The organism is Hallella faecis (assembly GCF_018789675.1).
In the GTDB taxonomy this organism is placed as follows: Bacteria; Bacteroidota; Bacteroidia; order Bacteroidales; family Bacteroidaceae; genus Prevotella; species Prevotella faecis.
In genome coordinates this window covers 22,528-48,176 of sequence record NZ_JAHKBE010000007.1, presented here as the reverse complement: position 1 = coordinate 48,176, position 25,649 = coordinate 22,528, and the positions used below count along the sequence as shown (strand labels likewise).

The window sequence follows — 25,649 nt, the reverse complement described above, 5'->3', positions numbered from 1 at the left end:
AACATATTGCATAATGAACTAAGTTTGATCCTGTTCATGAAACGAATAACAACAGGTTCGTCATAAAAAACGCTCTGGCTTTCGCTGAATAATCCCCACGCACTTTTTTAGAGTAAGGTTTTCACACCATTGTAGAAAATCGCAAACAGGAACAACCATCAAAACAAAAATGAGGCCACGACTCACGTCGCGACCTCACAACAACACAAACACAAAAATGCGGGGGGCAAAGCCCCGCCTTTATTTCGTAAATATAAGAGAGGGATTACATGATCCCGTTCTCGCGCAACTTCTGCTGCCATTTCTAAGCAGAAGCGAGCACTTGATCAAGAGGTGTGTCGGCCGACCAGCCAAGCACCTTATTGGCCTTGCTGCAATCGCCCCAAATCTTCTCGATATCACCCTCGCGGCGAGGACCATACTTCCAATTGAGCTTAACACCCGTAGCCTTCTCAAAGGTCTCCACAATCTCCAGCGTGGTGTTGCCGTGACCTGTACCAATGTTGAAGTAGTCGATAGCGGGAGAATCCTCATCGTCAAGCACGCGACGCATAGCGGCAACGTGAGCCTTAGCCAAATCGACAACATAGATATAGTCACGGATGCAAGTGCCATCAGGCGTATCATAGTCCTTACCGAAGATGGTCAACTCCTTGCGAATGCCCATGGCAGTCTGTGTGACGAAAGGAATCAGGTTGGCCGGAACACCATTAGGCAACTCACCGATTAAAGCTGTGGGATGTGCGCCAATTGGGTTGAAATATCTCAAAACGATGCTCTTGATGGGAGCACCACTGTGGATATAGTCGTAGATAATTTGCTCATTGACCTCCTTGGTGTTACCATAAGGTGATGTAGCCTTTTGGTGAGGGGCAGCCTCAGTGACAGGCAAGTTCTCAGGCTTTGGCTGGCCATAAACTGTGCAACTTGAAGAGAAGATGATACCCTTTACATTGTACTTAGGCATCAACTCGAGCAGGTTGACCAAGGAAACGATGTTGTTACGATAGTAGAGCAAAGGCTTCTGCACGCTCTCGCCCACAGCTTTGCTGGCAGCAAAGTGAATGATGCCTTCAATATCAGGGTACTTTTGGAACACAGCTTCCGTAGCGTCCTTGTCGCGGAGATCCACCTTCTCAAAAGCAGGACGGATGCCCGTTATCTTCTCAATGCCATCAAGCACTTGAATGTTAGAGTTAGACAAATTATCGACAATAACGACCTTGTAGCCGGCCTGCTGCAATTCCACTGTTGTGTGAGAGCCAATAAAACCGGTTCCACCTGTAACAAGAATAGTCTGTTTCATGACTGGTATAGTATTAAAATATTTGGTCTTTAATTCGTGACAAAGTTACAAAATCTTTTTATTATAGTATCCAAAATCTTGTTTTTTTTTGCAATAATCCTCATTTTTATTGCAGTCCCATCATTTGGCGCAGCCCAAGGTCCACTCCAGAGAAGCCCATGAAGGCTAAGGAAAGCAATCCTGCTGTTACCAACACAATAGCCATTCCCTGCATGCCTTTGGGTACTTGAACCAACGACAACTGTTCGCGAATGCCAGCGAAAACCGTAAGGGCAAGGGCAAATCCCAATGCTGTGGAGAAGGCATAGACGATACTCGACAACAAGTTGAAATCCTTCTGAATGACAAGAATAGCAACTCCCAGAACGGCACAGTTGGTGGTTATCAATGGCAGAAAAATACCTAAAGCCTGATAAAGCGGTGGGCTAACTTTCTTCAGAATGATCTCTACCATCTGCACCAACGTGGCTATGACCAAGATAAAAGCCAAAGTTTGCAGATACTGAAGTCCTAATGGGTTGAGTACATAGGTCTGGACCAGCCACGTAACGATGGTCGAAAGCGTGAGCACAAAGGCCACGGCGGCACCCATTCCAAGGGCCGTGTCAATCTTCCTGGACACACCCAAGAAAGGACAGATGCCAAGAAATTGGCTCAATATGATATTATTGACAAATATCGCACTGATAAATATAAGTAGGTATTCCATACTATTCACTTTAATAATTTACTTTTGCATGCGCACACACTGGTGGCGCTGTCATTACTTCGCCTTAAAACGATTGAAGATGGCTATCAGATAGCCCAATGTGATGAAGGCTCCCGGAGGAAGGATAAACAAGAGCATATTGGTAGTCTCAGGCAGAAGCACAACTCCAAATACAGAACCCGCCCCCAACAATTCGCGCACCACACCCAACAGGGTCAAGCCAAAGGTAAATCCTAAGCCAATGCCCACTCCGTCACAAAGGCTTTCGAGTGGTGTATGCTTACATGCAAAGCTCTCAGCACGTCCTAAAATGATGCAGTTAACCACAATCAGCGGAATAAAAATGCCAAGTGCCTTATTGATGCCATCAGGCGCATAAGCCGACATGAACATTTGCAGCAAGGTGACAAAAGCGGCTATCACAATGATAAAAACAGGAATGTGCACTTGGCCAGGCGTGATGCGCTTTATGCAAGAGATAACCGTATTTGTACACAAGAGCACCAACATGGTGGCCAATCCCATCGACAAGCCATTCAGAGCACTGGTCGTGGTGGCCAAGGTGGGACACATACCCAACAACAACACGAACGTTGGATTTTCCTTAATCAGCCCATTCAGTATAATCTTATATTTGCTCATTTCTTCCTACACATTATTATATTTGCTTACTTGCCCCACTATCGCCATCAACACCCTTATGGGCATAAGCAGCGTATGCCTGATTGATAGCCTTCAGGAATGCACGGCTCGTAATGGTTGAAGCCGTGATTGCGTCTACATCGCCTCCGTCTTTACTTACCGCCAGATCGCCAGTAGCAGGGGATTTACCAATAACATTTCCCTTGCCGTCCTTCTGAAACCACTTGTCGGCCTTCATTCCCAAGCCAGGTGTCTCAGACGTTTGCAAGATGGTATACCCCAATATTTTACCCAAATCGTCAAAGCCTACCAGCACCTTCAGATCGCCCCCGAAGCCCATCACAGTGCTTTCCACAGCAGCGCCAATGCCTTTTCCGGCCTGATTGGCAACCTCATGCACAACAAAGACGGTCTCTTTGCCATCGGCCATTTGTCTAATGGTATCGTTCTTTGTCACCTTCATGTCCTGCGTTTGCATTACCTCTTGTATGCCATCCTGCAGGGTTTTCTCTGCCTTTGCCTTGATCGGGGCCTCCGTGATATGGTTGACCCACGCCAAGAGAACGGCAATGACTATGGCAAAGCCAACAAGAACCATCACCATATTAAATAAGGATGATTTCATCTTTTCCATCATGCACCTCCTATCTATTAGCGGCTGGCTTCTCGCCAAACCGTTTGGGTTTTACATAAAAGTTGATCAATGGGGTGAATGCGTTCATGATGAGAATGGCAAACGACATTCCCTCTGGGTAACTTCCCCAGTTACGAATGGCAACCGTCAAGAATCCTATGGCAACTCCGTATATGATTTGTCCACGATGCGTCATGGGCGACGTAACATAATCGGTAGCCATGAAGATGGCGCCTAACAACAGACCGCCACTGAGAATTACCTGAAGCGGATTGGCATAAATAGGATTGGCGAGATGCAACAGTCCACTAAACACAAGTACTGTAGCGATAATGCTTACAGGAATGTGCCACGTGATGATACGTCTACAAAGCATATAGACAAGTCCCAGCAACAAGGCCAAGGCACAAACCTCACCCATCGTGCCGGCTCCCATACCATTGGACATATTGCCCAATAACATATCGATCGAGCTCGGCAAATTCTCCAACAAATGGGAGTTGCCTGTTTTAATGGCCGTTTTCATAAGGCTCAGAGGCGTGGCACCTGTAACGGCGTCAGTGTAGGCGTCCATCTGTCCCGAGACAGGCCACGAAGTCATGGCGGCGGGGAAACTGACGAGCAAGAAGCAACGACCCACAAGTGCAGGGTTGAATATATTGCAGCCCAAACCTCCAAACGTCATCTTACCAACACCTATAGACACTAACGAGCCAATGAGTATCATCCAAATGGGGAAATTGCTTGGTAAGTTCATGCCCAAGAGCAAACCTGTCAGCATGGCTGAGCAATCCGAAAGCGTGGTCGGACGACGAAGCAAATATTTGGTGATGGCCCATTCAAAGAACATGCACGAGGCAATACTGGTTAGGCAGACCACCACAGAACCCAGGCCAAAGTAATAGAACGACACCAAAAGAGCAGGCAACAAGGCGATAATCACACCACGCATGTTGCGCTCCACACTGTCAAGGCCGTGGGCGTGAGGGGATAGTGAAACGATTAACTTTCCCATGATATGTGTTTTCTGAATTTACTACTCTTTATTATTTTGTTTGTTTTGCGGCGTTACGTGCCTTGATGATTCCCATCACAGCACCCTTTCCCTGCAAAATGTTATCGAGAATCGGACGATGAGAAGGGCACGTAAACTGGCACGATCCACAAGATATGCAACTGGTCACTTCTTCCTTTTCAAGCCTATCATAATCCTTCAGGCTCGACAACGTTGCCAACAAATAGGGTTCCAAGCCCATGGGGCACGCCTCCACACACTTTCCACAACGTATGCAGGGCTGGGCCGATTGCCGATGAGCGTCTGCTCCCGACAAAACGGTTACCGAATTGGTTCCCTTGCATACTGGTACATCCAGGTTCAAGACCGCTTTTCCCATCATGGGACCACCGGCCAGCACCTTATTGTCACAGTCGGGAAGGCCACCACAAGCCTCTATCAATTGACCAAAGGGCGTCCCCATACGCACGATGAAGTTAGCAGGATGATCCAAACGCTTACCTGTCACCGTGGTGTATCGCTCGAAAAGAGGCTTACGCTTCATCACGGCTTGATAAACGGCGTAGGCTGTTCCCACGTTCTGCACCACAGCACCTACGCTCACAGGAATGGCTGGAGGTGCCGGAACCTGTCGGTTCATAACGGCGTCCACAAGTTGCTTTTCTCCTCCTTGAGGGTATTTCTGCTTCAGGGGAACCACTTCCACTCGCGGATCATGAGCCGTTTTCTCCGTCAACAACCTAATGGCCTCAGGCTTATTCTCCTCAATGCCTATGAACCCCTTCTCCACGCGCACAGCCTTCATGAGCAGGTCGAGACCCACCAATATTTCATCCGGATGTTCCATCATAAGGCGGTAATCTGCGGTAATATAGGGCTCACACTCCACGCCATTTATAATAACACACTCCGCCTTGGCCGTCGGCGGTGGCGTCAACTTGATAAAGGTGGGGAATCCTGCGCCACCCATGCCTGTCACTCCAGCATCCTTGACCCGAGCAACTATTTCCTCTGGGGTAAGTTCGGGATGGTTGGCCAATGTTTCCAACGTTTCCGACCGATCTATACGGTCTTCCCACTCATCGCCCTCCACATTGATAAAGATGGCAGGCTTTTGGTAACCCGTAGCGTCAATGACGGTATCGATCTTAGCCACAGTGCCCGAGACAGAAGAGAAAATGGGAGCCGACACAAAACCACTGGCTTCAGCAATCATCGTCCCAACCTTCACCTTGTCACCTTTGCCAACCACTGGTTTTGCCGGAGCGCCAATATGCTGCGACAACGGGAACACCGCCACCTTGGGCAAAGCGGCCTCCACAGCCACCACGTCGGAAGAAAGCTTGTTATCTTCTGGATGAACGCCACCTATTTTAAATGTATGCAACTTCATGCTTGTTCCTCCTTCTCTTCTTCGAGTTTCACAACGTTTCTTTTGATGGGGAAATGAACCTTCACGATGGCATGTGTAGGACAAGCGTCAACACATTGAGTACAGAGTCGGCATTTCGAGTCGTCGATATACGAAATGTTATTAACGACCGTAATGGCATCGAACTTACATACTTTCTGGCACTTGCCACATCCTATGCAGGCTGCCTGACATGCCTTGCGGGCCACGGCTCCTTTGTCTTTGTTGACACACGACACAAACACCCTGCGATTCTTGGGGCCTTTCTTCCTAAGTTCTATAATATGTCGGGGGCAGACTTTCACACAAGCACCACACGCCGTACACACGTCTTCGTCCACCTCTGGGAGTCCTGTTTCCTCATTCATGCGAAGACCTCCAAACTGACACGCAGCAGCACAATCGCCACAGCCAAGACAGCCATAGCCACATGCCGTCTCACCTGCTCCCGTAGCATTCATAGCCGCACATGTGTGCAAACCATCATATTCTGCTACGCGTGGACGACTCTCGCAACCACCATTACAACGCACAACGGCAACCTTGGGATCACTCGCCTCAATGGCCATGCCTAACAAATCGGCCACTTGTCCCATAACAGTAGGACCTCCAACCGGACAACTCAGCCCTTCAATGCTACCCTTGTCGGCACCTGCCACCAAAGCGGTGGCCAATCCTGAGCATCCAGCGAAGCCGCATCCACCACAGTTAGCGCCAGGCAACACTTCTTGCACCCGGCCTATTCGGGGATCTTCTTCCACTGCAAACTTCTTTGAAACGACAAAGAGCACCACCGCGGCTATCAATGCAATGACAGCCAAGACGATAACTGCAGTCAACATAAAAATCATCATTATTTTTTGTATTTGTATTCGTATAAGAATCGTTCGTATCAAAAGCTCGCCTTCTCCACCAAGAACGAAACGGACCGCTGTATCTTTTTTCTCATAAGAAACAACATATAATAATAAGGTATTAGCGATGCTAATCCGCTCAACGCCGCCATTCCTTCGGTTCCGCCCAACATGAGCACCAACACCATTACACTTATAAGCAACACCAAGGGAAATGCCATTCCTAAAGCTAAGGCGCGGTACCCAACCTTTGCATCAATTATAACACGAACTGGGTCACCCACATGAAAAGTGTTTGTGTCATCCATGTAAACTTCTATAAGCTTATCACGCGACTCTGACGAACGGCAATGGCCTGCTATCTGGCACGACGCGCAGGCTGACATTTGGGTGACTCGCACCACAACATGCTTACTGTCCACTAAATCGATGATACCGCTGTGCTGAATTTTCTTGTTCATCAATAACGCATAACTTGCGCTCAAAATTACCAATATTATTCGGATTATTCAAAAGAATCACTATTTTTTTCAAATCTTGTTCAAATTAAGGCTATATTTCTTTGAACTTAATCAATAATATGGTATATTTGCAATAAATCTAATAAATACTACATTATGGAAGCTACCGAGCTGACAACTCTCCAAACAGAGCGATTTTTAAGAAAGATTGTTGAGAAATTCCCCACTTGTGATGACACGTCCATCATGACAGACGTTCACGTGCGCATCTCGCAAGACAGTGGTGAGCTGGTTGCCTTTGACGACGACGACAAAGAAATCACTCGATGTGTGGTGGAGCAGTGGATTGGCAACCAAGACGAAAACTTTTACGAAAAAGCAACGGCAACACTTCGTAAGGTTTGGAGGAACAATCACGAGGCTATCGACGCGATGGGCATCCTGAAACCCTTCAGTTTTGTATTGGAAGACGAGGAAAAGAATTTCATCGCCGAATTGTATGTAGCCGATGACGACACCGTCATCTTAGGCGGTGACCTTATGGAAGGATTGGACCAAGACCTCGACAATTTCCTGACCGACCTGCTTGAGGACTAATTGTCTCCAACCATTCACAACGGCAAGCCTACAGGTTCATACATGTTATCACACGAATGTATATCGTCACCTATGCAACACGTTTGGTGAACCCAAATACACAAGCGGGAATCCTCCATAGTTAGAGAGGCTTCCCGCTTGTACAATTATATGAGTGTGAAATCAAAACTATTTCGATTCCAAATTATTGTTTACTTGTTTTCCATGTTGGGCAAGTGGAACTCGTAGTTCTTGTCGAAATAATCTTTCACCTTGTTCACTTCGAGGAATGTGGTGCCACCACCCTCGCCAAACGAACCTGACAGATATGCGATCTTGTCCTCCAAACGAATGTACCCCTTCTGCCTGAGCATACGAAGCGCAGCCGTGAACATGTAGTCGGGGCTCACGTGTTCCTTTTGGTAGATAGGAATGACACCATACGAAAGATTGAGCCACCGCTGCGTCTTTTCCTTATAACAGATGGCCAGCACAGGCTTAGGACCACGGAAGGCAGCCAGGTTGCGTGCCGTTTCACCCGTCTCCGAGTCGGTGATGATGCCCGAAACGCCTAACAGGCGAGTGGAGTCGATAGCCGCGTGAGCAAGAAACTCACGCTGCGTGCAACGCTCATTGAGAGGCACCTCGTCCTGATAACCCAAGTTGAAGCGGTCTTGCTCGGCCTGCTCCGCTACAGCAGCCATGGTCTGCACGGCCTCCAACGGATACTTTCCGCTTGCCGTCTCGCCACTCAACATCAACGCATCGGTGTTCGAATAGATGGCGTTGGCAATATCGGTCACCTCAGCACGAGTGGGTCTTGGATTCTCAATCATGGTGTGAAGCATTTGCGTAGCCACAATAACCGGCTTCTTCTTCTGCACACACTTATTGATAATCATGCGCTGAATACCGGGTATCTTCTCAATAGGAACCTCTATACCCAAGTCGCCACGAGCCACCATTATACCGTAACAGGCATCTATGATCTCGTCGATATTGTCAACGCCCTCCTGATTCTCAATCTTTGCGATAATCTTAATGTCTGAGTGATGCTCATCCAAAATATCCTGCACGGCCTTCACATCTGCCGCCGATCTCACAAAGCTATGAGCTATGAAATCAATATCTTCATCAATGGCCAACAAGATGTTGCGCTTATCCTTCTCGGTGAGGGCTGGCAAATCGATATGTTCGCCCGGCACATTGACGCTCTTATGAGCGCCCAACACACCGTCGTTTTGCATGGTGGCATAAACCGTGGGACCCACAATATCCATGACAACCATATCGAGCAGGCCATCATCGATGAGGATATGGTCACCCACCTTCACGTCGCGAGTGAAATCTTTATAATTCACATTGATGATGTCGTGGGTGGTATCCATCTCCGGCCGACCGAAGATCTTCACCACATCACCTGTTTTATAAGCGATTTTCTCCTTGACATCGGTCGTTCGGACCTCCGGGCCCTTGGTGTCAATGAGAATTCCAATATGCGGCGAAACGGCACGCACATTGCTAATGATATTACGAATACCATCCTGAGTAGCGTGAGCCGTGTTCATCCTGACTACATTCATACCAGCGAAGAAGAGTTTTCGCAGAAAATCCACATCACAACGGCAATCACTGACGGAACATACAATCTTAGTCTGTTTCATAATTTTGATCCTATTTGAGTATGTGCAAAGTTACTATATTTTTTTGGAATTACGAGAGTAAAACCCATCATAAATTATCAAGCGTAAAGGTTTGCGTACATTTTAACACTCGTACCCATGTACCCCATTCATATTTATTACTACCTTTGCATGTAATAAAGCAATACACAACCATTGGATAACTTATACCCCATGGATTCTGCTTGCACAAACCCATAATGAACTTATAACTAAGACAATCATTCCATCATGAAAGAACTTAAAGCGTTGAACCGACGCACGGCACCCAAAAGCGCAATGCCCGAACGGATCATTCAGTTTGGTGAAGGCAATTTCCTTCGCGCATTTGTCGACTGGATTATTTACAACATGGACCAAAAGACCGATTTCAACTCAAGTGTTGTCGTTGTGCAACCCATAGAGCGTGGCATGGTGGATTGGCTCAACGGGCAAGACTGTCTGTACCATGTGAACTTACAGGGCAAGGAGAACGGCGCCCCCGTCAACACGCTTACGCGCATCGATGTCATCAGCAGAGCGCTGAATCCATATACCCAAAACCAAGCTTTCATGGCGCTCGCCGAGCAGCCTGAGATGCGGTTTGTGATCTCCAACACCACCGAGGCTGGCATCGCCTTCGACCCTGCTTGCAAATTGGGCGACGCACCTGCGGCCAGCTACCCTGGAAAACTTGTGCAATTGTTGTTCCACCGTTACCAGTATTTCAACGGCGACCCCACAAAGGGCATGATCATTATGCCTTGCGAGCTCATCTTCCTAAACGGGCATCACCTGAAGGAGTGTATCTACCAATATATTGAACTGTGGAAAAACGACCTTGGTAAGGACTACGAAGGATTCAAGGCATGGTTCACCAATCATTGCTATGTTTGCGCCACACTCGTAGACCGCATCGTACCTGGTTTTCCACGCGACACCATCAACGAAATCCAACAGAAGATTTGCTACAAGGACAACCTCGTAGTGAAAGCGGAGAACTTCCACCTGTGGGTCATCGAAAAGGCTGAGAATATGACCGTCGAACAGATGAGAGAGGAGTTCCCCGCAGAGAAGGCTGGTCTTCATGTTCTCATCACCGACAATGAGAAGCCTTACCATGCTCGCAAGGTTACTTTGCTCAATGGTCCTCACACAGTACTCTCGCCTGTGGCTTTCCTGAGCGGAGTCAACATCGTTCGCGATGCATGCGAGCATCCCGTTATCGGAAGCTACATCCACAAGGTGCAGTTCGACGAACTCATGCAAACCCTCGACCTGCCCATCGACGAATGCAAGCAGTTTGCCAACGATGTGCTCGAGCGTTTCGAGAACCCGTTCGTCGACCATCAGGTTACATCCATCATGCTCAACAGCTTCCCCAAATACGAGACACGCGACTTACCCGGCGTAAAGACCTATCTCAAACGTAAGGGTAAATTGCCCGAAGGATTGGTATTGGGTTTGGCCGCCATCATTACCTATTATAAAGGTGGAAAGCGCGACGACGGCACCAACATCGTTCCCAACGATGACCAGAAGATTATGGACCACCTCACCGAGTTGTGGGCAACGGGCAATACACAGGCTGTTGCTGAGGGCGTGTTAGCGTTCGACTACGTATGGCATGAGGACCTCAACCAAACAGTGCCAGGGCTCTGCGACATGGTGAAGCGCTATCTCGACCTCATCCAAGAGAAGGGAATGCTTGAAGCAGTAAAGACCATTTTATAAGCAACCATTCGCGGTGGGCAAAACCAGCCCTTAAGCGATGGAGGCGTCAGACATGCGTCACCACACAAATAAACAATCCGCAAAACTCCATATAGGTGAAGTCTTGCGGATTTTTATTTTTCACTTTGAAGAAAATGCTATCAACCTTTCAGTTGGTGGGCTATCTCTCATTCTATATGATCAGGCGTTTAAGTATTGCGAGCACATTTCCGCGCAACGCTCACCATCCACACCGGCCGACACAATACCTCCGGCATAGCCAGCACCTTCACCACAGGGGAAGAGTCCGCGCAAACGAACATGTTGCAAGGTGTCGGACTCGCGGATGATGCGCACCGGGCTCGACGTGCGTGTCTCGGTAGCAATAATCACCGCCTCATTAGTTAAGAAGCCATGTTTGTGCTTGCCGAAATACTTGAATCCTTCTTGCAAACGATGGGCCACAAACGGAGGCAACCAGAAATGAATAGGCGAACTGATCAAGCCTGGAGCATAGCTGCTGGCAGGGAGATCATAGCTAAGGCGATTATTAACAAAATCGGCCATGCGCTGGGCAGGTGCCGTCTGTTGTCGGTTGCCTTGCTGCCAACACATCTTCTCAAGCTGTTCTTGGAAATGCATCATGCTGAGCACGGCATCGTCCGAGACCGGTTCAGCCTCACTCAACAAAGGAGGCATAGCCCTTACATCGTCTGGCTCCAACTGGACCACCATGCCCGAGTTGCTCCATTTTGTGCCACGATTGCTGGGCGACATGCCGTTGACCACGATTTGCTCAGGTCCGGTGGCGGCGGGTATGACAAAACCACCAGGACACATGCAGAACGAATAAACGCCGCGGCCATCAACCTGCGTCACCATGGAATATTCAGCTGCGGGCAGATATTTGCCGCGGCCCTGCTTTGAGTGATATTGTAGTTGATCGATGAGTTGCGCGGGATGCTCCAGGCGAACGCCCACAGCAATTCCCTTGGCTTCCATCTCCACATGGGCTTTATGGAGGAAACGGTATACGTCGCGCGCACTATGACCGGTAGCCAAAATCACTGGGCCGCGGAACACCTGCTCTTGACCGGTAACCTGATCCACAGCCTCAACACCCACCACGGTATCGCCTTCCATCAGTAGCGACGTCATCTTGGTTTGGAAGTGGACCTCTCCCCCACTTTGTAGGATCTGGTTGCGCATGTTCTCAATGACACGCGGCAACTTATCTGTACCAATATGGGGATGGGCATCGGCCAAAATCGAAGTGGAAGCGCCAAACTGGCAAAACACATTCAGGATCTTTTCTGTAGACCCACGCTTCTTGCTTCGCGTATAGAGTTTGCCATCGCTGTAAGCGCCAGCACCACCCTCGCCAAAACAGTAGTTGCTCTCAGGGTCCACACGCTGCGTCTTGGTTATCGAAGCCATGTCTTTCTTGCGTTCGTGCACATCCTTTCCACGCTCCAACACCACTGGCTTGAAGCCCAGTTCCACCAAGCGCAAGGCGGCAAACAGGCCACCAGGCCCCAGACCCACCACAACAACACGCGGACGATCCGACACATCACCATAAACGGTAGGCACATAAGCTTCGTCCTGCGGCAGTTCGTTGACATAAACCCGTACCGACAAATTGACATAGATGGTGCGCTGACGGGCGTCGATGCTACGTCGTAGCACACGCACACGCTGGATGGTGCGAGCGTCTAATCCCTTGTCACGAGCCAAAAAGTCGACGAGGCCTTGCTCATTGTACGCTACCTGCGGAAGAACCCTTATCTGATATTCATTGACCATATTCAACAATCTTTATTACCCATGCGATGCTTACGCTCACTTACAGTTTCACCTTTACCTTCTTTGCCTTGCTCTCGTTCTGCAATCGGTCGAGCGCCGTGACAACATAGGTAAACTTCTGCGAACCATTGCGGTAAGGCAACTGGTACATGGTCTTATCGGTGATGGCAATAATCTTCGACGGGTCCTCCAGGTTGATCTTTTCACCTTTGGCAAAACGATAGATCACAAACTTATTGGCAATATCGCCCCAGTTCTTTCCCTTAGGAACCTGCCAGAAGAGGATGTAGCCACCGCTTGTCCAAACGGGCTTCACCTTACGCGGCGACTTAGGACGCTTGCTGTCGATGAAGGGCATCAAAGGTTGCAGCGCAGGGTACTTCCAGTAATGGTTTCTCAGCACCATGCCATAGTTGCCAATATTGTCGACTACGGCTTTGGCATACCACAACACGGTGCCCTGCACATGGCGCATGTCCTGATGGAGGGCATGCTTAGCAGCCATCTGATGACTTCTCGAATCCATCAGGTCAGGATATTTGCACGTGCGCTCCACATCCTCACCAATGAAAAGCGGGCGTTTCGAAGCATGCTTGTCCCACCATTTGATGAGCGTCTCGTAGTCGGCTGTGGGGTGGCCTATCTGCCAATAGATCTGCGGAACACAATAATCTACCCAGCCGTTGTCGATCCACGTCAGCACATCGGCATACAAATCGTCGTAGTTTTGCAGGCCGCTGGTCAGCGAGCCCAACTGCGAATCGGACTTGCGGTTGCGATAAATACCGAAGGGAGAGACGCCAAATTTCACCCAAGGCTTGCAGCGATGAATGGTCTCATACAACTGCTTGATGAACAAGTTGACATTATCGCGACGCCAATCGCCAATATACGAAAAGCCACGTCGGTCGGCCTCAAACTGCGCCTGGTCGGGAATGGCTTGGCCGGCCACAGGATAAGGATAGAAGTAATCGTCGATGTGGAATCCATCGATGTCGTAACGCGACACAATATCTTCGGCCACCTTACAGATGTAATCGCGGTTGGCTTGATAGGCTGGGTTGAGAAGGTACTGACCATCATAGGCGAAACACAACTCCGGATGGCGCTTCACCACATGGTTGGGCGCAAGCGCGGTGGTGCCTTTTGTCTTGGCTCTGAACGGATTGATCCAAGCATGGAGCTCCATGCCACGCTGATGGCATTGCTCCACCATCCACTGTAAGGGATCCCAATAAGGCTGCGGGGCGCGACCTTGTTGGCGGGTGAGGAAACGGCTCCAGGGTTCCAACTGGCTCTCATAAAGAGCGTCACACTCGGGGCGCACTTGGAATATGATGGCGTTCACTCCATCTTTTTGCAGTTCATCGAGCTGATAGGTCAGAGTTTGCTGCATCTGACGGGTCGACATGCCCATAAATTGTCCATTAACTGCTTGGATCCAAGCTCCACGAAACTCTCGCTTCTGCGCATGAACCATTATCACGCTCAAAAGCATCGTTAAAAGTAATATGCTGATTCGTCTCATAGCTTTGTTGGGGCGCAAGGCCTTCTTTTTCGCAAAGTTACAAAAAAAACGAATGACAATACCTACATTGGGTTGGGTTTTTAACCACACACGCTACATTTGCGCAAAAATCAAGGCATATTACGGCAAACAACGTCCCCAAACCCTCCAATAAGCCATCATGGGTTTTATTCTTTCACTCATTATAGCCGAATCATCAAACTTTGAAAACAAACATAATAACGATCAAAATTGTTGGTTTTTATTGCCAAAAAGTTAGTCTTAGTTTTGAGATGAAATAGAAGAGGAAATCGACATTTTTACAACAACATAAGGGCGCAAACAAGCAATGCCATTGCGAAACATGGTCTATCGAAGTAACGTTAGGCATCTTTCGAGCCTCAGTTGAGTAGGTATCGCATTACCGTTGGGCATGTTTGGCACTACGAAACATGCCTAACGGTAATGCGGAAGGCAACAAATGATATAGCAGATATAAAGACAAATACATAATGCACTGATTATTAGCAAATTGCATACACGCGCTAAAAATCGCTCATTTGCGCCAAATATTTTTGCCGTGAAAAAGAAATGTGTAGTTTTAGATGTAGTTTGTTATGGTTTTTAACCTTATTATTCACAATCCACATCACCACTCTGCCCTTCAGGCAAACTTAGGGCACCTGTGTTAGAAGGGCATGCCGACAGCAAAATGGAAGGAGAAATCGCGACTGAAAACGGGATTAAACAGGGCCCAATGCTCACGCTGGTTGGTGTAAGCGGGATTGACGGCCTTCATACCCATGTCGAAGCGAAGGATGAAATAGTCGAAATTGAGGCGCAAGCCCAAACCGTAGGCCACCGCAATCTGCTTATAAAATTCATTAAACTTAAACTGTCCACCAGGCTGTTCTTGGTAGTTACGCAAGGTCCAGATATTTCCTGCGTCGACAAACACGGCGCCATTAAACTTCCAGAACAGGAAGGTGCGATACTCCATGTTCAGGTCAAGCTTCATATCGCCCGTCTGGTTGATGAAGTCGATGCGGCCGTCGGTACCACGGAACTTACCCGGACCAAGTTGGCGCACCCCCCATCCGCGAACGGAGTTGGCTCCTCCTGAGAAATAGCGTTTTTCGAAGGGAAGCACGCTACTATTGCCATACGGGATAGCTATGCCAAAGCCGCCATGAAGCGCCAACGCGTTATGACTGTCAAATTGGATGAGGCGTGTATAATCGAAATCGAACTTGGCATATTGGGCAAAGGCGATGTTGAACAACGTGTGCTGTCCGCTGCTGTTCGTCTTGAAACCCGCAACACGCGAGATACCGCTAAGCAAGTTGCCTGCTGTCTCAACATTGGCACGAATGGCATCGACTCCATTATTATAGGTCAGGCCAAAGCCAATCTTCATGATGAAAAGGTCCTCGTAATTGTAACGAAGAATAGCATTTCGGTTCGATACGCTGTCGAGGTAGTCGTGCTTAAACTTCTCGCTGATCCAAGGCATATAAACGTAGTTCAAATCGAGCGCATCGAGACGGAAATTCAGATGACGGGGAGTGTCAGACCAACGGTAGCGCCACGCCGCCGAGAAAACTCGACGGTGGAACTCAGGACGATTCTGCAAGTCCCATGCCACAGCAAGTTCCGACGTTGCGTTGCTTCGCTTGCAAAAAGAGCGCGAAAGGAATGGCGCCATGAAGCGCGGAAAGGTCAACTTGGCCTCAACACTATATTCCTCATAATCCTCATCGTGATAGCCTTCAAGGCCCGTGATGGCTTCGAAGGCCCCACGAAACTGAAGACTGAGTTGCTCACTTCCTCTGAAAAGGTTGCGATTGACGTAGGTAAGCGAAGCAGCTGCGCCAAGGTCGCCTGCCGTATTGGTACCCTCGGGTTGGAAAGAAATGGTGGAAGGCTTCTGCGTGCTCACCAAGATGTCACAATCGAGAAGTGTCGTATCGGGAACCTCTGCAAAACGAATGTTCGTATATCTAACCGCTTGCAAACGGGCAAACTTGTTGTAGGTGGCCTGCAAATCCGAAGCGCTGAAGGGTGCTCCTTCAGTCAGCATGGTAGCGTTTTCCATCACCGAACGATGCAAATGCAACGGTCCCTCACCACCCTGATGGTAGTCGATGAAACGAATGAAATATCGCGGATGGTTGGTTGCAGGCGAATTGTTGTTCTCACGGTATTTCAACAGGTGGAGAGTGAGATTCACCTGGTTGTCCTTACTTGAGGAATCTGCATCGAACAGAATATAGTCTTTGTGAAATTTGTAAAAGCCTGAGTCCAACAAGATGGTAGTGATGCGCTTACGCTCATCGTTCAAACGCGACACGACGAAACGGTCGCCAGAGCGCAATCCGTCGCCCATGCCTTTACTTCCCTTCGCCATCTGGCTTTTCTGGTAATTCAGAAGCACTTGGGCAACGGCCGAATCCTCAATGTTATACGACATCCGGTCGATGAAATAGGGTTTGCCCGGATGCAGCGTATAAATGGCCTTCAGTTTTTTGCCCTTCACCTTCGTACGCAAATCTACGACAGCGTGCATATAACCTTGGTTGACCATGGCCTGCCGAAGATCCTCCACCGACAAGCGGGCCTGCACACTATCGTACACCACGGGTTTCTCACCAATGCGATGCAGGGTGCGGTTTATCCATTTAGTGGAGTCACGTCCCGACAAGGCGTAAGTGGCCATGGGTATCTTAAACACCGAGAACCATTTGGAATTGGCCTTTTGGCGAATATATGGAGCCAAGGAAGAAGCGTCAAACCCTTTCTCTCCACTCTTCACTTGAACACTTTCCAAAAGATATTTCTCTTCTGGAACAAACTTGGTGGCGCTGCACGATGCTAACAGGCAGGCTATTAGGATGGGAAAAAGTAAACGCTGTGGCTTCAAGGAATTAAACTTTAGATTGCAAAGATACTGCTTTTTACCAACAGTACACATAGAAACATACATATTTTTTAGCTTTTTCCAACAATATTCACTACCTTTGCATAAAATCAATATCATTATGGACATTGTAAACTCACAATTCGTTATATCGGCACCCAACGTCAACATGTGCCCGTCAGACAACAAACCCGAGTTCGCATTTATTGGTCGAAGCAATGTGGGAAAATCATCGCTCATCAACATGCTATGCAACCATAAGGGACTGGCCAAAACCAGTGCCACACCGGGTAAGACGTTGCTTGTCAACCACTTCATCATCAACAAGGAGTGGTATCTGGTGGATTTGCCAGGCTACGGATATGCCAAGCGTTCCAAAAAGGTACAGGAACAGTTGGACCGAATGATCCGCACGTATATCCTACAACGCGAGCAACTGGTGAACCTCTTTGTGCTCATCGACATCAGGCACGATCCACAAAAGATCGACCGCGAATTTATCGACTGGCTCGGACTCTCGCAAATTCCGTTCTCTATCATCTTCACAAAGGCCGACAAATTGAGTGGTGGACGCGCCAGGGCCAACGCTAAGGCATGGATCGACTCGTTGCTCGACACATGGGAGACTCCTCCACCCTACTTCGTAACCAGTTCGGAAGCCAAAACCGGCCGCCAGGAAGTGCTTGACTATATTGATGATATTCTTAAGAAGCTATGACACCCTACTTGGACATTCAAAACCTGACCAAGCGCTTCGGAGCGAGGGTCTTGTTTGAGGATATTTCGTTTTCTATCGCCGAAGGACAAAAGGTGGGATTGATTGCCCAAAACGGAACGGGCAAGTCAACGCTCATGTCGATCCTCACCGGACATGAGGGCTACGAGAGCGGTTCCATCATTTGGCGCAACGACCTGCGCATCGGTTTCTTGGAGCAGTCGCCTAAGTTCGACCCCGAGGAATCGGTGCTCGATGCTTGCTTCAACCATCAAGGCAACGAAGAGAAGGTGTTGAGAGCCAAGCAAATACTGACCCAACTGCACATCACAGACCTGCAGCAACCCATGGGACAACTTAGCGGTGGACAACAGAAACGCGTGGCCTTGGCAAACGCTTTGCTTAACGATCCCGACTTCCTGCTGCTCGATGAGCCGACCAACCATCTCGACCTGGAGATGATTGTTTGGTTGGAGGGATATTTGTCGCGTTCCAACCTTACCCTGCTTATGGTGACCCACGACCGCTATTTCCTCGACCACGTATGTAACATCATATTGGAACTGGCCGACAATCGCATTTACAGCTATCGTGGCAACTACACTTATTATCTCGACAAGCGGCAGGAGCGCATCGACAACCAACGGGCAGAGATCGCTCGAGCCAACAACCTCTATCGCACAGAGCTTGAATGGATGAGGCGCATGCCACAGGCACGTGGACACAAGGCGCGATACAGGGAAGACGCGTTCTATGAACTGGAAGCAAAAGCCAAGCAGCGCATTGAGGATAGGCAGATGCGCCTCAAAGCTAGCAACGTATATATCGGATCGAAAATATTCGAATGCCAATACGTATCAAAAAAATTTGAGGACAATGGGCAGGAAAAGGTGATCCTCGACAATTTCTACTACAATTTCGCACGCTTTGAGAAGATGGGAATCGTGGGAAACAACGGCACAGGAAAGTCGACTTTCGTGAAGATGCTATTGGGGCTCACGCCTTCCGACTCTGGAAAATTCGACATTGGCGAGACGGTGCGCTTTGGCTATTTCTCACAAGAGGGACTGAAGTTCGATGAGAACGAGAAGGTGATTGACGTAATTACCGACATTGCCGACTATATCGACTTGGGCGGTGGACGGAAGATGACAGCATCGCAGTTTCTCAACTACTTCATGATTCCACCAGAAGAGCAGCACAACTATGTTTACAAACTGAGTGGAGGCGAGCGACGAAAGTTGTACCTATGTACCGTACTGATGCGCAACCCCAACTTCTTGGTGCTCGACGAGCCTACCAACGACCTCGACATTCAGACCCTGCAGGTGCTCGAAGAATATCTGCAAGACTTCCCCGGATGTGTTATCATCATCAGCCACGACCGATATTTCATGGACAAGGTGGTCGACCATCTGTTGGTATTTGAAGGCAATGGTGTAATTAAGGACTTCCCCGGCAACTACACACAGTACCGTGAATGGAAGTCATTGAAATCGAAGGAGGAAGAAACGGCCCAGCAAAACAAGGTCGCTAACACTAAGGTTGCGAAGAAAAAAGACTATCACCACGACGACAGGCGACGCATGTCGTACAAGGAGAAGCGCGAATACGAGCAACTGGAAAAGGAAATAAAAGCCTTGGAAAAGGAAAAAGCCTGCATCGAAGAGGCTTTGAGCTCCGGAACGCTATCGGTGGACGAGATAACTGAAAAAAGCAAACGCCTACCGCTGGTCAACGACGAACTCGATGAGAAAGAAATGCGCTGGCTGGAGTTGGACGAGCTCGATCACTAAACAAGCCCCTAAAAGTGACGGGAGGAAAGCATCATGTTCAATCAAGCAAGCAAGTCACTTGACAAAAACAGGCGCACAAGGAGCATCACATGGCTCCTTGTGTGCATACTTTTTGCTTGCCCTCAAATACAAGGACACTCTCCCGTTCCTGAGAAAAAAACGAGCATTACGCATCATAAGGATGCGGAAATCACCAATCAAGACTCTAAGGTTCAAGCTGATCGCGCCCTATTGGAGCGCATATACCAATATGCCTGTCGTACGGACACAAACGCTAACCCACACGACACGAGCTACGCCTACACAAAATTTTATCTACGAATACACCGAAAGAACCCTACCCTAATGTTGGTTCCATCGGTGTATGCCATTGCCCATAGGAACGAGCGTGAGTTTGTTGGAGAAACTTACAACATCCTCTATCGAAAAGGCAAACACCATTACGAAAGCAAGAACCTCATCAACTTAACTACCGTGCCACACCAACGAAGCACGTTCGACGTGATGTTGAGGTATCTAACACCCAAGATTTATAGTGAGACCATCATCGACAACACCATCATCTCACCCTTCCACGCAGCCAACCATCGGTTCTATAAGTATCAGATGAGTCAGTCTGCAAATGGAAAAACTTTACTGACAATCACCCCAAAACGAAAAAACACGCAACTGGTGATTGGCACAGCTATTGTGGACACGCAAAGTGGACGCATCGTGTCGTGCGACTTAACGGGAGAATACGACATGACTAACTTCCAAATGCATATAGACATGGGAAAGGGAGATGCCGCCCCACTCATACCCTCGCGATGCGAAGTGGACATAAGGTTCATGTTTTTACAAAGCAAAGTAACAGGAAAATACATGGCGAGATATGGACTAACCAATACCCTACAAGCAGACACCACACTCACAAAATACGAAAAACTATGCCAAATAAGGCCCGAGCCACTCAACAAAAACGAACAAACCGTTTACGATAAGTTACTTGAACAACAACGGGTAAAAGACTCTATAAGAACAAGTTCTGCCAACAACGAAAACGAAAAGAAGAAACGCAATTTTGGAAAAGACGTATTATGGGATGTGGTTGGCGATAACGTGTTCAATCGAGTAAGAACTCATTTTGGCCTCAACAACCAAGGATACATTCGTCTTAACCCTGTACTAAATCCACTGTACATGGGCTACGACAACCGACGTGGCTTCACATATAAGTTCGACATCCGTGCCAGTTACCAATTCTCGCAAAACTCTGAGCTTTCCTTACGCCTCAACGCCGGATACGCTTTCAAGCAACACCAGTTCTATTTCCGATTACCCGTTTACTATTATTTCAACAAGCGGCGCAACGGGTATCTCAAGTTGGAATGGAACAATGGAAATCACATTCAAAATGCATCGGTAAGAAGAAAGATTGAACAAGCTAATCCTGATAGCACGCTATACGACTATGGACGGTTGAATGAGTTTAAGCAGACGGAGGTTAGGGCAATTGTCAACTACGACCTTTCTGACAAATGGAGTATTCAGTTGGGTTCGCTCTTTCAACGGAAATCGGCCGTTCACAAGAGCGATTTCGACAAGTTTGCGTGGGAAAAGAAATATATATCATTCGCCCCTGTGGTTGAAATACAATATCGACCCATAGGATGGAATGGGCCTATCCTCTCCCTCGACTATGACCGAGGTATCAAAGGATTTGCAAAAGCCAATACCGGCTATGAACGATGGGAACTCAACGCCGACTACGTTTACCAAGTAAACCAGTTGCAATCATGGAAGATGCGACTGGGAACGGGTTTCTACACCAACAAGGATCGTGACGCCTACTTCCTTAACTATGAGAAATTCAGGGAGAACAACCTACCTGGAGGATGGAACGACGATACGAATGGTGAGTTTGAACTGCTGAGAGGTGACACTTACAACATGTCGGAATATTACGTCAGAGCCAACTTAACCTATGAGAGTCCATTGCTTTTGTTAAGTTGGATTCCATGGGTTGGACGTTACGTGGAAATGGAAAGGGTATATGTTTCCGCACTCGATGTAAAAAGAGCGCACCCATACGTGGAAGTGGGATACGGCTTAACATGCCGCCTCATGTCGCTTGGACTCTTCGTTAGCAACGGCCGAGGCAATAGGGCCATTGGCGCAACATTCGGTTTCGAGCTGTTCCGCCATTGGTAAAACTGATGAATGGCCATCGAAAGACAAAGACTACGCTTTCCCAAACAATTCCATAACGTTAATCACTGGCTGCTCTTACATCACACAATACGATTTCTGCACGATTCTAATCCCTGCTCTTATATCACCAGGAAATAGCTCTAACCAGAACTCTAAAAGCGTGTATCGTATCTTCAATGATTTTTTCATATTTAGGCATGCGGCAACTATATCTGAACCTGCCTACGACGACAACTACATCAGCATGCAACTCCAAGCACATCATAATGAACTCTCCAATTCGTCATAGCACAAGACCGTTGTTCGACATGACAAAACAAACTATCCGGCATTATGAAATCCCGTATTAGGCGTGGCACAATCTCCAATTCATCAAAAGCCATTTCTTCAAGGCGACTCCTGTTTTTAGTACATAAAAAAGCCACTCTCACGCCGTCAATTGCAGACAACATGAAAGTGGCATTTATAAGTTACAAATCAAACGATTTGTTTTAATCTACTAATACTCCTCCCATGACTTAATGTCAATATCTTCTGGCTTCAAGGTGCAGAATGCATGGATGAACGCGGAAGCAAGACGACTATTGGTAATCAACGGCACATTCAAGTCAACAGCTGCGCGGCGAACCTTATAACCGTTGGTCAACTCACGAGGAGTCAAGTCCTTTGGAATGTTAACCACCATGTCGATCTTCTTGTCGTGAAGCAGATCCAAAGCCTGCGGAGTCTTGTTCTCATCCGACGGCCAATAAACCATTGTGTTAGGAATATTGTTCTCGGTAAGATACTTGCTGGTGCCAACGGTAGCATACAACTCGTAACCATTCTTGATTAACTCCTTGGCCGCATCAAGCATTTCTGCCTTCTGCTTAGCACCACCTGTAGAAAGAAGCACAGTGTGAGCAGGAATGCGATGACCCACAGAAAGCATGCTCTTAAGCAATGCTTGGTTTGTATCGTCGCCCAAACAACCCACTTCACCCGTTGAACTCATGTCGACTCCCAATACAGGATCGGCCTTCTGCAAGCGATTGAAACTGAACTGAGATGCCTTAATACCCACATAATCAAGATCGAAGAGATTCTTGTTGGGTTTCTCAACAGGAACACCAAGCATCACCTTTGTTGCCAAATCAATAAGATTGAGCTTCAAGACCTTGCTCACAAACGGGAACGAACGGCTGGCACGAAGGTTACACTCGATAACCAGGATATCGTTCTCACGAGCCATAAACTGGCAGTTGAACGGACCTGAAATATGCAGCTCCTCAGCAATCTTACGGGCTACGCGTTTGATGCGGCGCACCGTTTCAACATACAGTTTTTGAGGCGGGAATTGAATAGTCGCATCACCTGAGTGAACACCAGCAAACTCAATGTGCTCAGATATGGCATAAGCCAGAATCTCACCATTGCGTGCTACTGCATCAAACTCAATCTCCTTGGCGTGCTCAATGAACTTAGACACGACAACAGGATGGTCAACGCTAACATTGGCAGCAAGTTGAAGGAAGCGCTCCAATTCCTCCTTGTTCGAACAAATGTTCATGGCAGCACCCGACAATACGTAGCTGGGGCGAACCAACACGGGGAATCCCACGCGATCAACAAACTGATCAATATCCTGCATGCTTGTCAAAGCACTCCATTCCGGTTGGTTGATACCATTGCGAGTCAGCATGCTTGAGAACTTTGCACGGTCCTCAGCATTGTCAATATCCTTAGCAGAAGTACCAAGAATGGGCACATTCTGTGCATCAAGATGCATCGCAAGGTTATTGGGAATCTGTCCACCTGTAGACACGATGACACCATGTGGATTTTCCATCTCAATGATATCCATCACACGCTCGAACGTCAACTCATCGAAATAGAGGCGGTCGCACATATCGTAGTCGGTCGACACGGTCTCCGGGTTGTAGTTGATCATGATACTGCGATAGCCCTGCTTACGGATGGTGTTCAGCGCCTGCACACCGCACCAGTCAAACTCAACCGATGAACCGATGCGATAAGCACCCGATCCCAACACGATGACAGATTGACGATCATTGCTGAACGAGATATCGCTTTGAACACCCGCATAGGTAACATAAAGGTAATTGGTCTGTGCAGGATACTCAGCAGCCAAGGTATCGATCTGCTTAACGACAGGCACAATACCAAACGACTTGCGCTGGCGACGCACCAAGAGCATAGCCTTATGCATGTTGCCCATCTCCGTTTCAAGACCAATGGCGCGAGCAATCTGGAAGTCTGTGAAGCCATAAACCTTAGCTTCGCGCAACAAGTCACGATCCAATGTGTTCACATTCTTGGTCTTCAGACGCTCATCGATATCGATGATATGCTTCAATTTGTACAAGAACCATCTGTCAATCTTCGTCAACTCATGTATCTGGTCAATCGTATAGCCCTTGTGCATGGCCTTAGAGATAACAAAGATACGCTTGTCTGTAGGCTCACATAGCGCCTCGTCGATATTGGGAATTTCTAATTCCTTGTTCTCCACATATCCATGCATGCCTTGACCTATCATGCGAAGACCCTTCTGGATGGCCTCCTCAAAATTGCGGCCAATGGCCATCACCTCACCGACACTCTTCATAGAAGAGCCCAGTTCCTTGTCTACGCCACGGAATTTGCTCAAATCCCATCTTGGAATCTTACAAACAACGTAGTCGAGCGCAGGCTCAAAGAATGCGCTAGTGGTCTTAGTAACCGAGTTCTTCAACTCAAAGAGACCATAGCCCATGCCTAATTTAGCGGCCACAAAAGCCAAAGGATATCCGGTAGCCTTAGAGGCGAGAGCAGAGCTTCGGCTCAAACGAGCATTAACCTCAATCACACGATAGTCCTCGCTGGCGGGGTCGAAAGCATACTGCACGTTACACTCACCCACAATGCCAATGTGTCTTACAATCTTGATAGACAGAGCACGCAACTTGTGGTACTCAGAATTGGTCAGCGTTTGCGACGGAGCAATGACGATACTCTCACCGGTATGAATGCCCAGCGGGTCGAAGTTCTCCATGTTACACACTGTAATACAGTTGTCGAAACGGTCGCGAACCACCTCATACTCTATTTCTTTCCAGCCCTTCAAGCTCTTCTCCACCAACACCTGAGGGGAGAACGAGAATGCCTTTTCGCAGATTTTCTGCAACTCAGCGTCGTTGTTTGCGAATCCAGAACCCAGTCCGCCCAACGCATACGCAGCACGCACGATAACTGGATAGCCCAGATCGCTAGCGGCCTTCTGAGCCTGTTCCATGTTCTCGCAGGCCTCGCTCTTGATGGTTTTCACATCAATCTCATCGAGCTTCTCCACGAACAACTCGCGGTCCTCTGTGTCCATAATGGCCTGTACGGGCGTTCCGAGTACCTTAACGCCATACTTTTCCAAAATTCCTTGCTCATAGAGCTCCACACCACAGTTGAGGGCGGTCTGTCCACCAAAGCTCAAGAGAATACCATCGGGCTTCTCCTTTTGGATAACGCGCTCCACAAAATGGGGTTGAACGGGCAAATAATAGATATGGTCTGCCACACCTTCCGATGTCTGCACGGTAGCGATATTGGGGTTGATAAGAACCGTCTCCACGCCCTCTTCGCGCAAAGCTTTCAAGGCTTGTGAGCCTGAGTAGTCAAATTCGCCTGCCTCACCGATCTTCAGTGCACCTGAACCAAGGAGGAGGACTTTCTTTATGTTAGAATCCTTCATGAGATTTCA

The 25,649-nt window shown here is 48.2% G+C and carries 18 protein-coding genes; 5 read left to right on the top strand and 13 right to left on the bottom strand.

Annotated features, from left to right (window positions below):
* Window positions 1–304 precede the first annotated feature (304 nt).
* The 8 genes from galE to KM934_RS03045 all read right to left on the bottom strand — a co-directional run bounded on the left by galE (window position 305) and on the right by KM934_RS03045 (window position 7,032).
* Complete coding sequence (gene galE, locus KM934_RS03080) at window positions 305–1,306, bottom strand: UDP-glucose 4-epimerase GalE (protein WP_215759150.1); 1,002 nt, start codon at window positions 1,304–1,306, stop codon at window positions 305–307.
* A gap of 106 nt (window positions 1,307–1,412) precedes the next feature.
* Window positions 1,413–2,015 carry an electron transport complex subunit RsxA gene (gene rsxA, locus KM934_RS03075; protein WP_215759149.1) on the bottom strand — a complete coding sequence of 201 codons (603 nt, stop codon included), beginning with the start codon at window positions 2,013–2,015 and terminating at the stop codon, window positions 1,413–1,415.
* 54 nt (window positions 2,016–2,069) lie between these two features.
* The gene (gene rsxE, locus KM934_RS03070) at window positions 2,070–2,657 is read right to left on the bottom strand and encodes an electron transport complex subunit RsxE (protein WP_215759148.1); all 588 of its coding nucleotides are present in this window, start codon (window positions 2,655–2,657) and stop codon (window positions 2,070–2,072) included.
* A gap of 16 nt (window positions 2,658–2,673) precedes the next feature.
* Complete coding sequence (locus KM934_RS03065) at window positions 2,674–3,291, bottom strand: RnfABCDGE type electron transport complex subunit G (RefSeq protein ID WP_215759193.1); 618 nt, start codon at window positions 3,289–3,291, stop codon at window positions 2,674–2,676.
* 10 nt (window positions 3,292–3,301) lie between these two features.
* The gene (locus KM934_RS03060; RefSeq protein WP_215759147.1) at window positions 3,302–4,306 is read right to left on the bottom strand and encodes an RnfABCDGE type electron transport complex subunit D; all 1,005 of its coding nucleotides are present in this window, start codon (window positions 4,304–4,306) and stop codon (window positions 3,302–3,304) included.
* 31 nt (window positions 4,307–4,337) lie between these two features.
* Window positions 4,338–5,699 (bottom strand): electron transport complex subunit RsxC, encoded by a 1,362-nt coding sequence (gene rsxC, locus KM934_RS03055; RefSeq protein WP_215759146.1) that lies wholly within the window; start codon window positions 5,697–5,699, stop codon window positions 4,338–4,340.
* Window positions 5,696–6,568, bottom strand: coding sequence for a Fe-S cluster domain-containing protein (locus KM934_RS03050; protein ID WP_215759192.1), 873 nt, complete (start codon window positions 6,566–6,568; stop codon window positions 5,696–5,698). Before KM934_RS03050 ends, rsxC begins: the two co-directional genes overlap by 4 nt.
* Window positions 6,569–6,609: 41 nt before the next feature.
* On the bottom strand, window positions 6,610–7,032 hold the full coding sequence (locus KM934_RS03045) for a SoxR reducing system RseC family protein (protein ID WP_215759145.1): 423 nt from the start codon (window positions 7,030–7,032) through the stop codon (window positions 6,610–6,612).
* A 156-nt stretch (window positions 7,033–7,188) separates the two neighbouring features.
* Here KM934_RS03045 and KM934_RS03040 point away from each other — a divergent pair, with 156 nt between their 5' ends.
* Window positions 7,189–7,629, top strand: a complete 441-nt coding sequence (locus tag KM934_RS03040) for a hypothetical protein (protein ID WP_215759144.1) — start codon at window positions 7,189–7,191, stop codon at window positions 7,627–7,629.
* Between the two features lie 191 nt (window positions 7,630–7,820).
* Here KM934_RS03040 and pyk read toward each other — a convergent pair whose 3' ends face one another.
* Window positions 7,821–9,272, bottom strand: a complete 1,452-nt coding sequence (gene pyk / locus KM934_RS03035; protein ID WP_215759143.1) for a pyruvate kinase — start codon at window positions 9,270–9,272, stop codon at window positions 7,821–7,823.
* Window positions 9,273–9,521: 249 nt separating this feature from the next.
* On the opposite strand from pyk, the gene KM934_RS03030 reads away from it, so the two are divergent.
* Entirely contained in the window at window positions 9,522–11,003 is a 1,482-nt protein-coding gene (locus KM934_RS03030; RefSeq protein WP_215759142.1) for a tagaturonate reductase, read from the top strand.
* Between the two features lie 180 nt (window positions 11,004–11,183).
* Here the strand turns inward: KM934_RS03030 and KM934_RS03025 are convergent, their stop codons facing one another.
* The 3 genes from KM934_RS03025 to tamL all read right to left on the bottom strand — a co-directional run bounded on the left by KM934_RS03025 (window position 11,184) and on the right by tamL (window position 17,266).
* Entirely contained in the window at window positions 11,184–12,788 is a 1,605-nt protein-coding gene (locus KM934_RS03025) for an NAD(P)/FAD-dependent oxidoreductase (RefSeq protein ID WP_215759141.1), read from the bottom strand.
* A gap of 40 nt (window positions 12,789–12,828) precedes the next feature.
* The gene (locus KM934_RS03020) at window positions 12,829–14,316 is read right to left on the bottom strand and encodes a glycoside hydrolase family 10 protein (RefSeq protein ID WP_215759140.1); all 1,488 of its coding nucleotides are present in this window, start codon (window positions 14,314–14,316) and stop codon (window positions 12,829–12,831) included.
* A 667-nt stretch (window positions 14,317–14,983) separates the two neighbouring features.
* The gene (tamL, locus tag KM934_RS03015) at window positions 14,984–17,266 is read right to left on the bottom strand and encodes a translocation and assembly module lipoprotein TamL (RefSeq protein ID WP_215759139.1); all 2,283 of its coding nucleotides are present in this window, start codon (window positions 17,264–17,266) and stop codon (window positions 14,984–14,986) included.
* A gap of 67 nt (window positions 17,267–17,333) precedes the next feature.
* On the opposite strand from tamL, the gene yihA reads away from it, so the two are divergent.
* The 3 genes from yihA to KM934_RS03000 are packed head-to-tail and all read left to right on the top strand — an operon-like array spanning window position 17,334 to window position 21,916.
* Window positions 17,334–17,930 carry a ribosome biogenesis GTP-binding protein YihA/YsxC gene (gene yihA, locus KM934_RS03010; protein WP_215759138.1) on the top strand — a complete coding sequence of 199 codons (597 nt, stop codon included), beginning with the start codon at window positions 17,334–17,336 and terminating at the stop codon, window positions 17,928–17,930.
* Window positions 17,927–19,723, top strand: coding sequence for a ribosomal protection-like ABC-F family protein (gene abc-f / locus KM934_RS03005; RefSeq protein ID WP_215759137.1), 1,797 nt, complete (start codon window positions 17,927–17,929; stop codon window positions 19,721–19,723). The genes yihA and abc-f overlap by 4 nt, the downstream gene beginning before the upstream one ends.
* A gap of 33 nt (window positions 19,724–19,756) precedes the next feature.
* Window positions 19,757–21,916 (top strand): DUF5686 family protein, encoded by a 2,160-nt coding sequence (locus KM934_RS03000; protein WP_262898218.1) that lies wholly within the window; start codon window positions 19,757–19,759, stop codon window positions 21,914–21,916.
* A gap of 499 nt (window positions 21,917–22,415) precedes the next feature.
* Here KM934_RS03000 and carB read toward each other — a convergent pair whose 3' ends face one another.
* Window positions 22,416–25,640 (bottom strand): carbamoyl-phosphate synthase (glutamine-hydrolyzing) large subunit, encoded by a 3,225-nt coding sequence (gene carB / locus KM934_RS02995; protein WP_215759136.1) that lies wholly within the window; start codon window positions 25,638–25,640, stop codon window positions 22,416–22,418.
* Window positions 25,641–25,649: the final 9 nt, after the last annotated feature.

Coding starts and splice junctions, on each gene's coding strand:
- galE (WP_215759150.1), bottom strand. CDS start 1,306: ATGAAACAGACTATTCTTGTTACAGGTGGAACCGGTTTTATTGGCTCT.
- rsxA (WP_215759149.1), bottom strand. CDS start 2,015: ATGGAATACCTACTTATATTTATCAGTGCGATATTTGTCAATAATATC.
- rsxE (WP_215759148.1), bottom strand. CDS start 2,657: ATGAGCAAATATAAGATTATACTGAATGGGCTGATTAAGGAAAATCCA.
- KM934_RS03065 (WP_215759193.1), bottom strand. CDS start 3,291: ATGGAAAAGATGAAATCATCCTTATTTAATATGGTGATGGTTCTTGTT.
- KM934_RS03060 (WP_215759147.1), bottom strand. CDS start 4,306: ATGGGAAAGTTAATCGTTTCACTATCCCCTCACGCCCACGGCCTTGAC.
- rsxC (WP_215759146.1), bottom strand. CDS start 5,699: ATGAAGTTGCATACATTTAAAATAGGTGGCGTTCATCCAGAAGATAAC.
- KM934_RS03050 (WP_215759192.1), bottom strand. CDS start 6,568: ATGATTTTTATGTTGACTGCAGTTATCGTCTTGGCTGTCATTGCATTG.
- KM934_RS03045 (WP_215759145.1), bottom strand. CDS start 7,032: ATGAACAAGAAAATTCAGCACAGCGGTATCATCGATTTAGTGGACAGT.
- KM934_RS03040 (WP_215759144.1), top strand. CDS start 7,189: ATGGAAGCTACCGAGCTGACAACTCTCCAAACAGAGCGATTTTTAAGA.
- pyk (WP_215759143.1), bottom strand. CDS start 9,272: ATGAAACAGACTAAGATTGTATGTTCCGTCAGTGATTGCCGTTGTGAT.
- KM934_RS03030 (WP_215759142.1), top strand. CDS start 9,522: ATGAAAGAACTTAAAGCGTTGAACCGACGCACGGCACCCAAAAGCGCA.
- KM934_RS03025 (WP_215759141.1), bottom strand. CDS start 12,788: ATGGTCAATGAATATCAGATAAGGGTTCTTCCGCAGGTAGCGTACAAT.
- KM934_RS03020 (WP_215759140.1), bottom strand. CDS start 14,316: ATGAGACGAATCAGCATATTACTTTTAACGATGCTTTTGAGCGTGATA.
- tamL (WP_215759139.1), bottom strand. CDS start 17,266: ATGTGTACTGTTGGTAAAAAGCAGTATCTTTGCAATCTAAAGTTTAAT.
- yihA (WP_215759138.1), top strand. CDS start 17,334: ATGGACATTGTAAACTCACAATTCGTTATATCGGCACCCAACGTCAAC.
- abc-f (WP_215759137.1), top strand. CDS start 17,927: ATGACACCCTACTTGGACATTCAAAACCTGACCAAGCGCTTCGGAGCG.
- KM934_RS03000 (WP_262898218.1), top strand. CDS start 19,757: ATGTTCAATCAAGCAAGCAAGTCACTTGACAAAAACAGGCGCACAAGG.
- carB (WP_215759136.1), bottom strand. CDS start 25,640: ATGAAGGATTCTAACATAAAGAAAGTCCTCCTCCTTGGTTCAGGTGCA.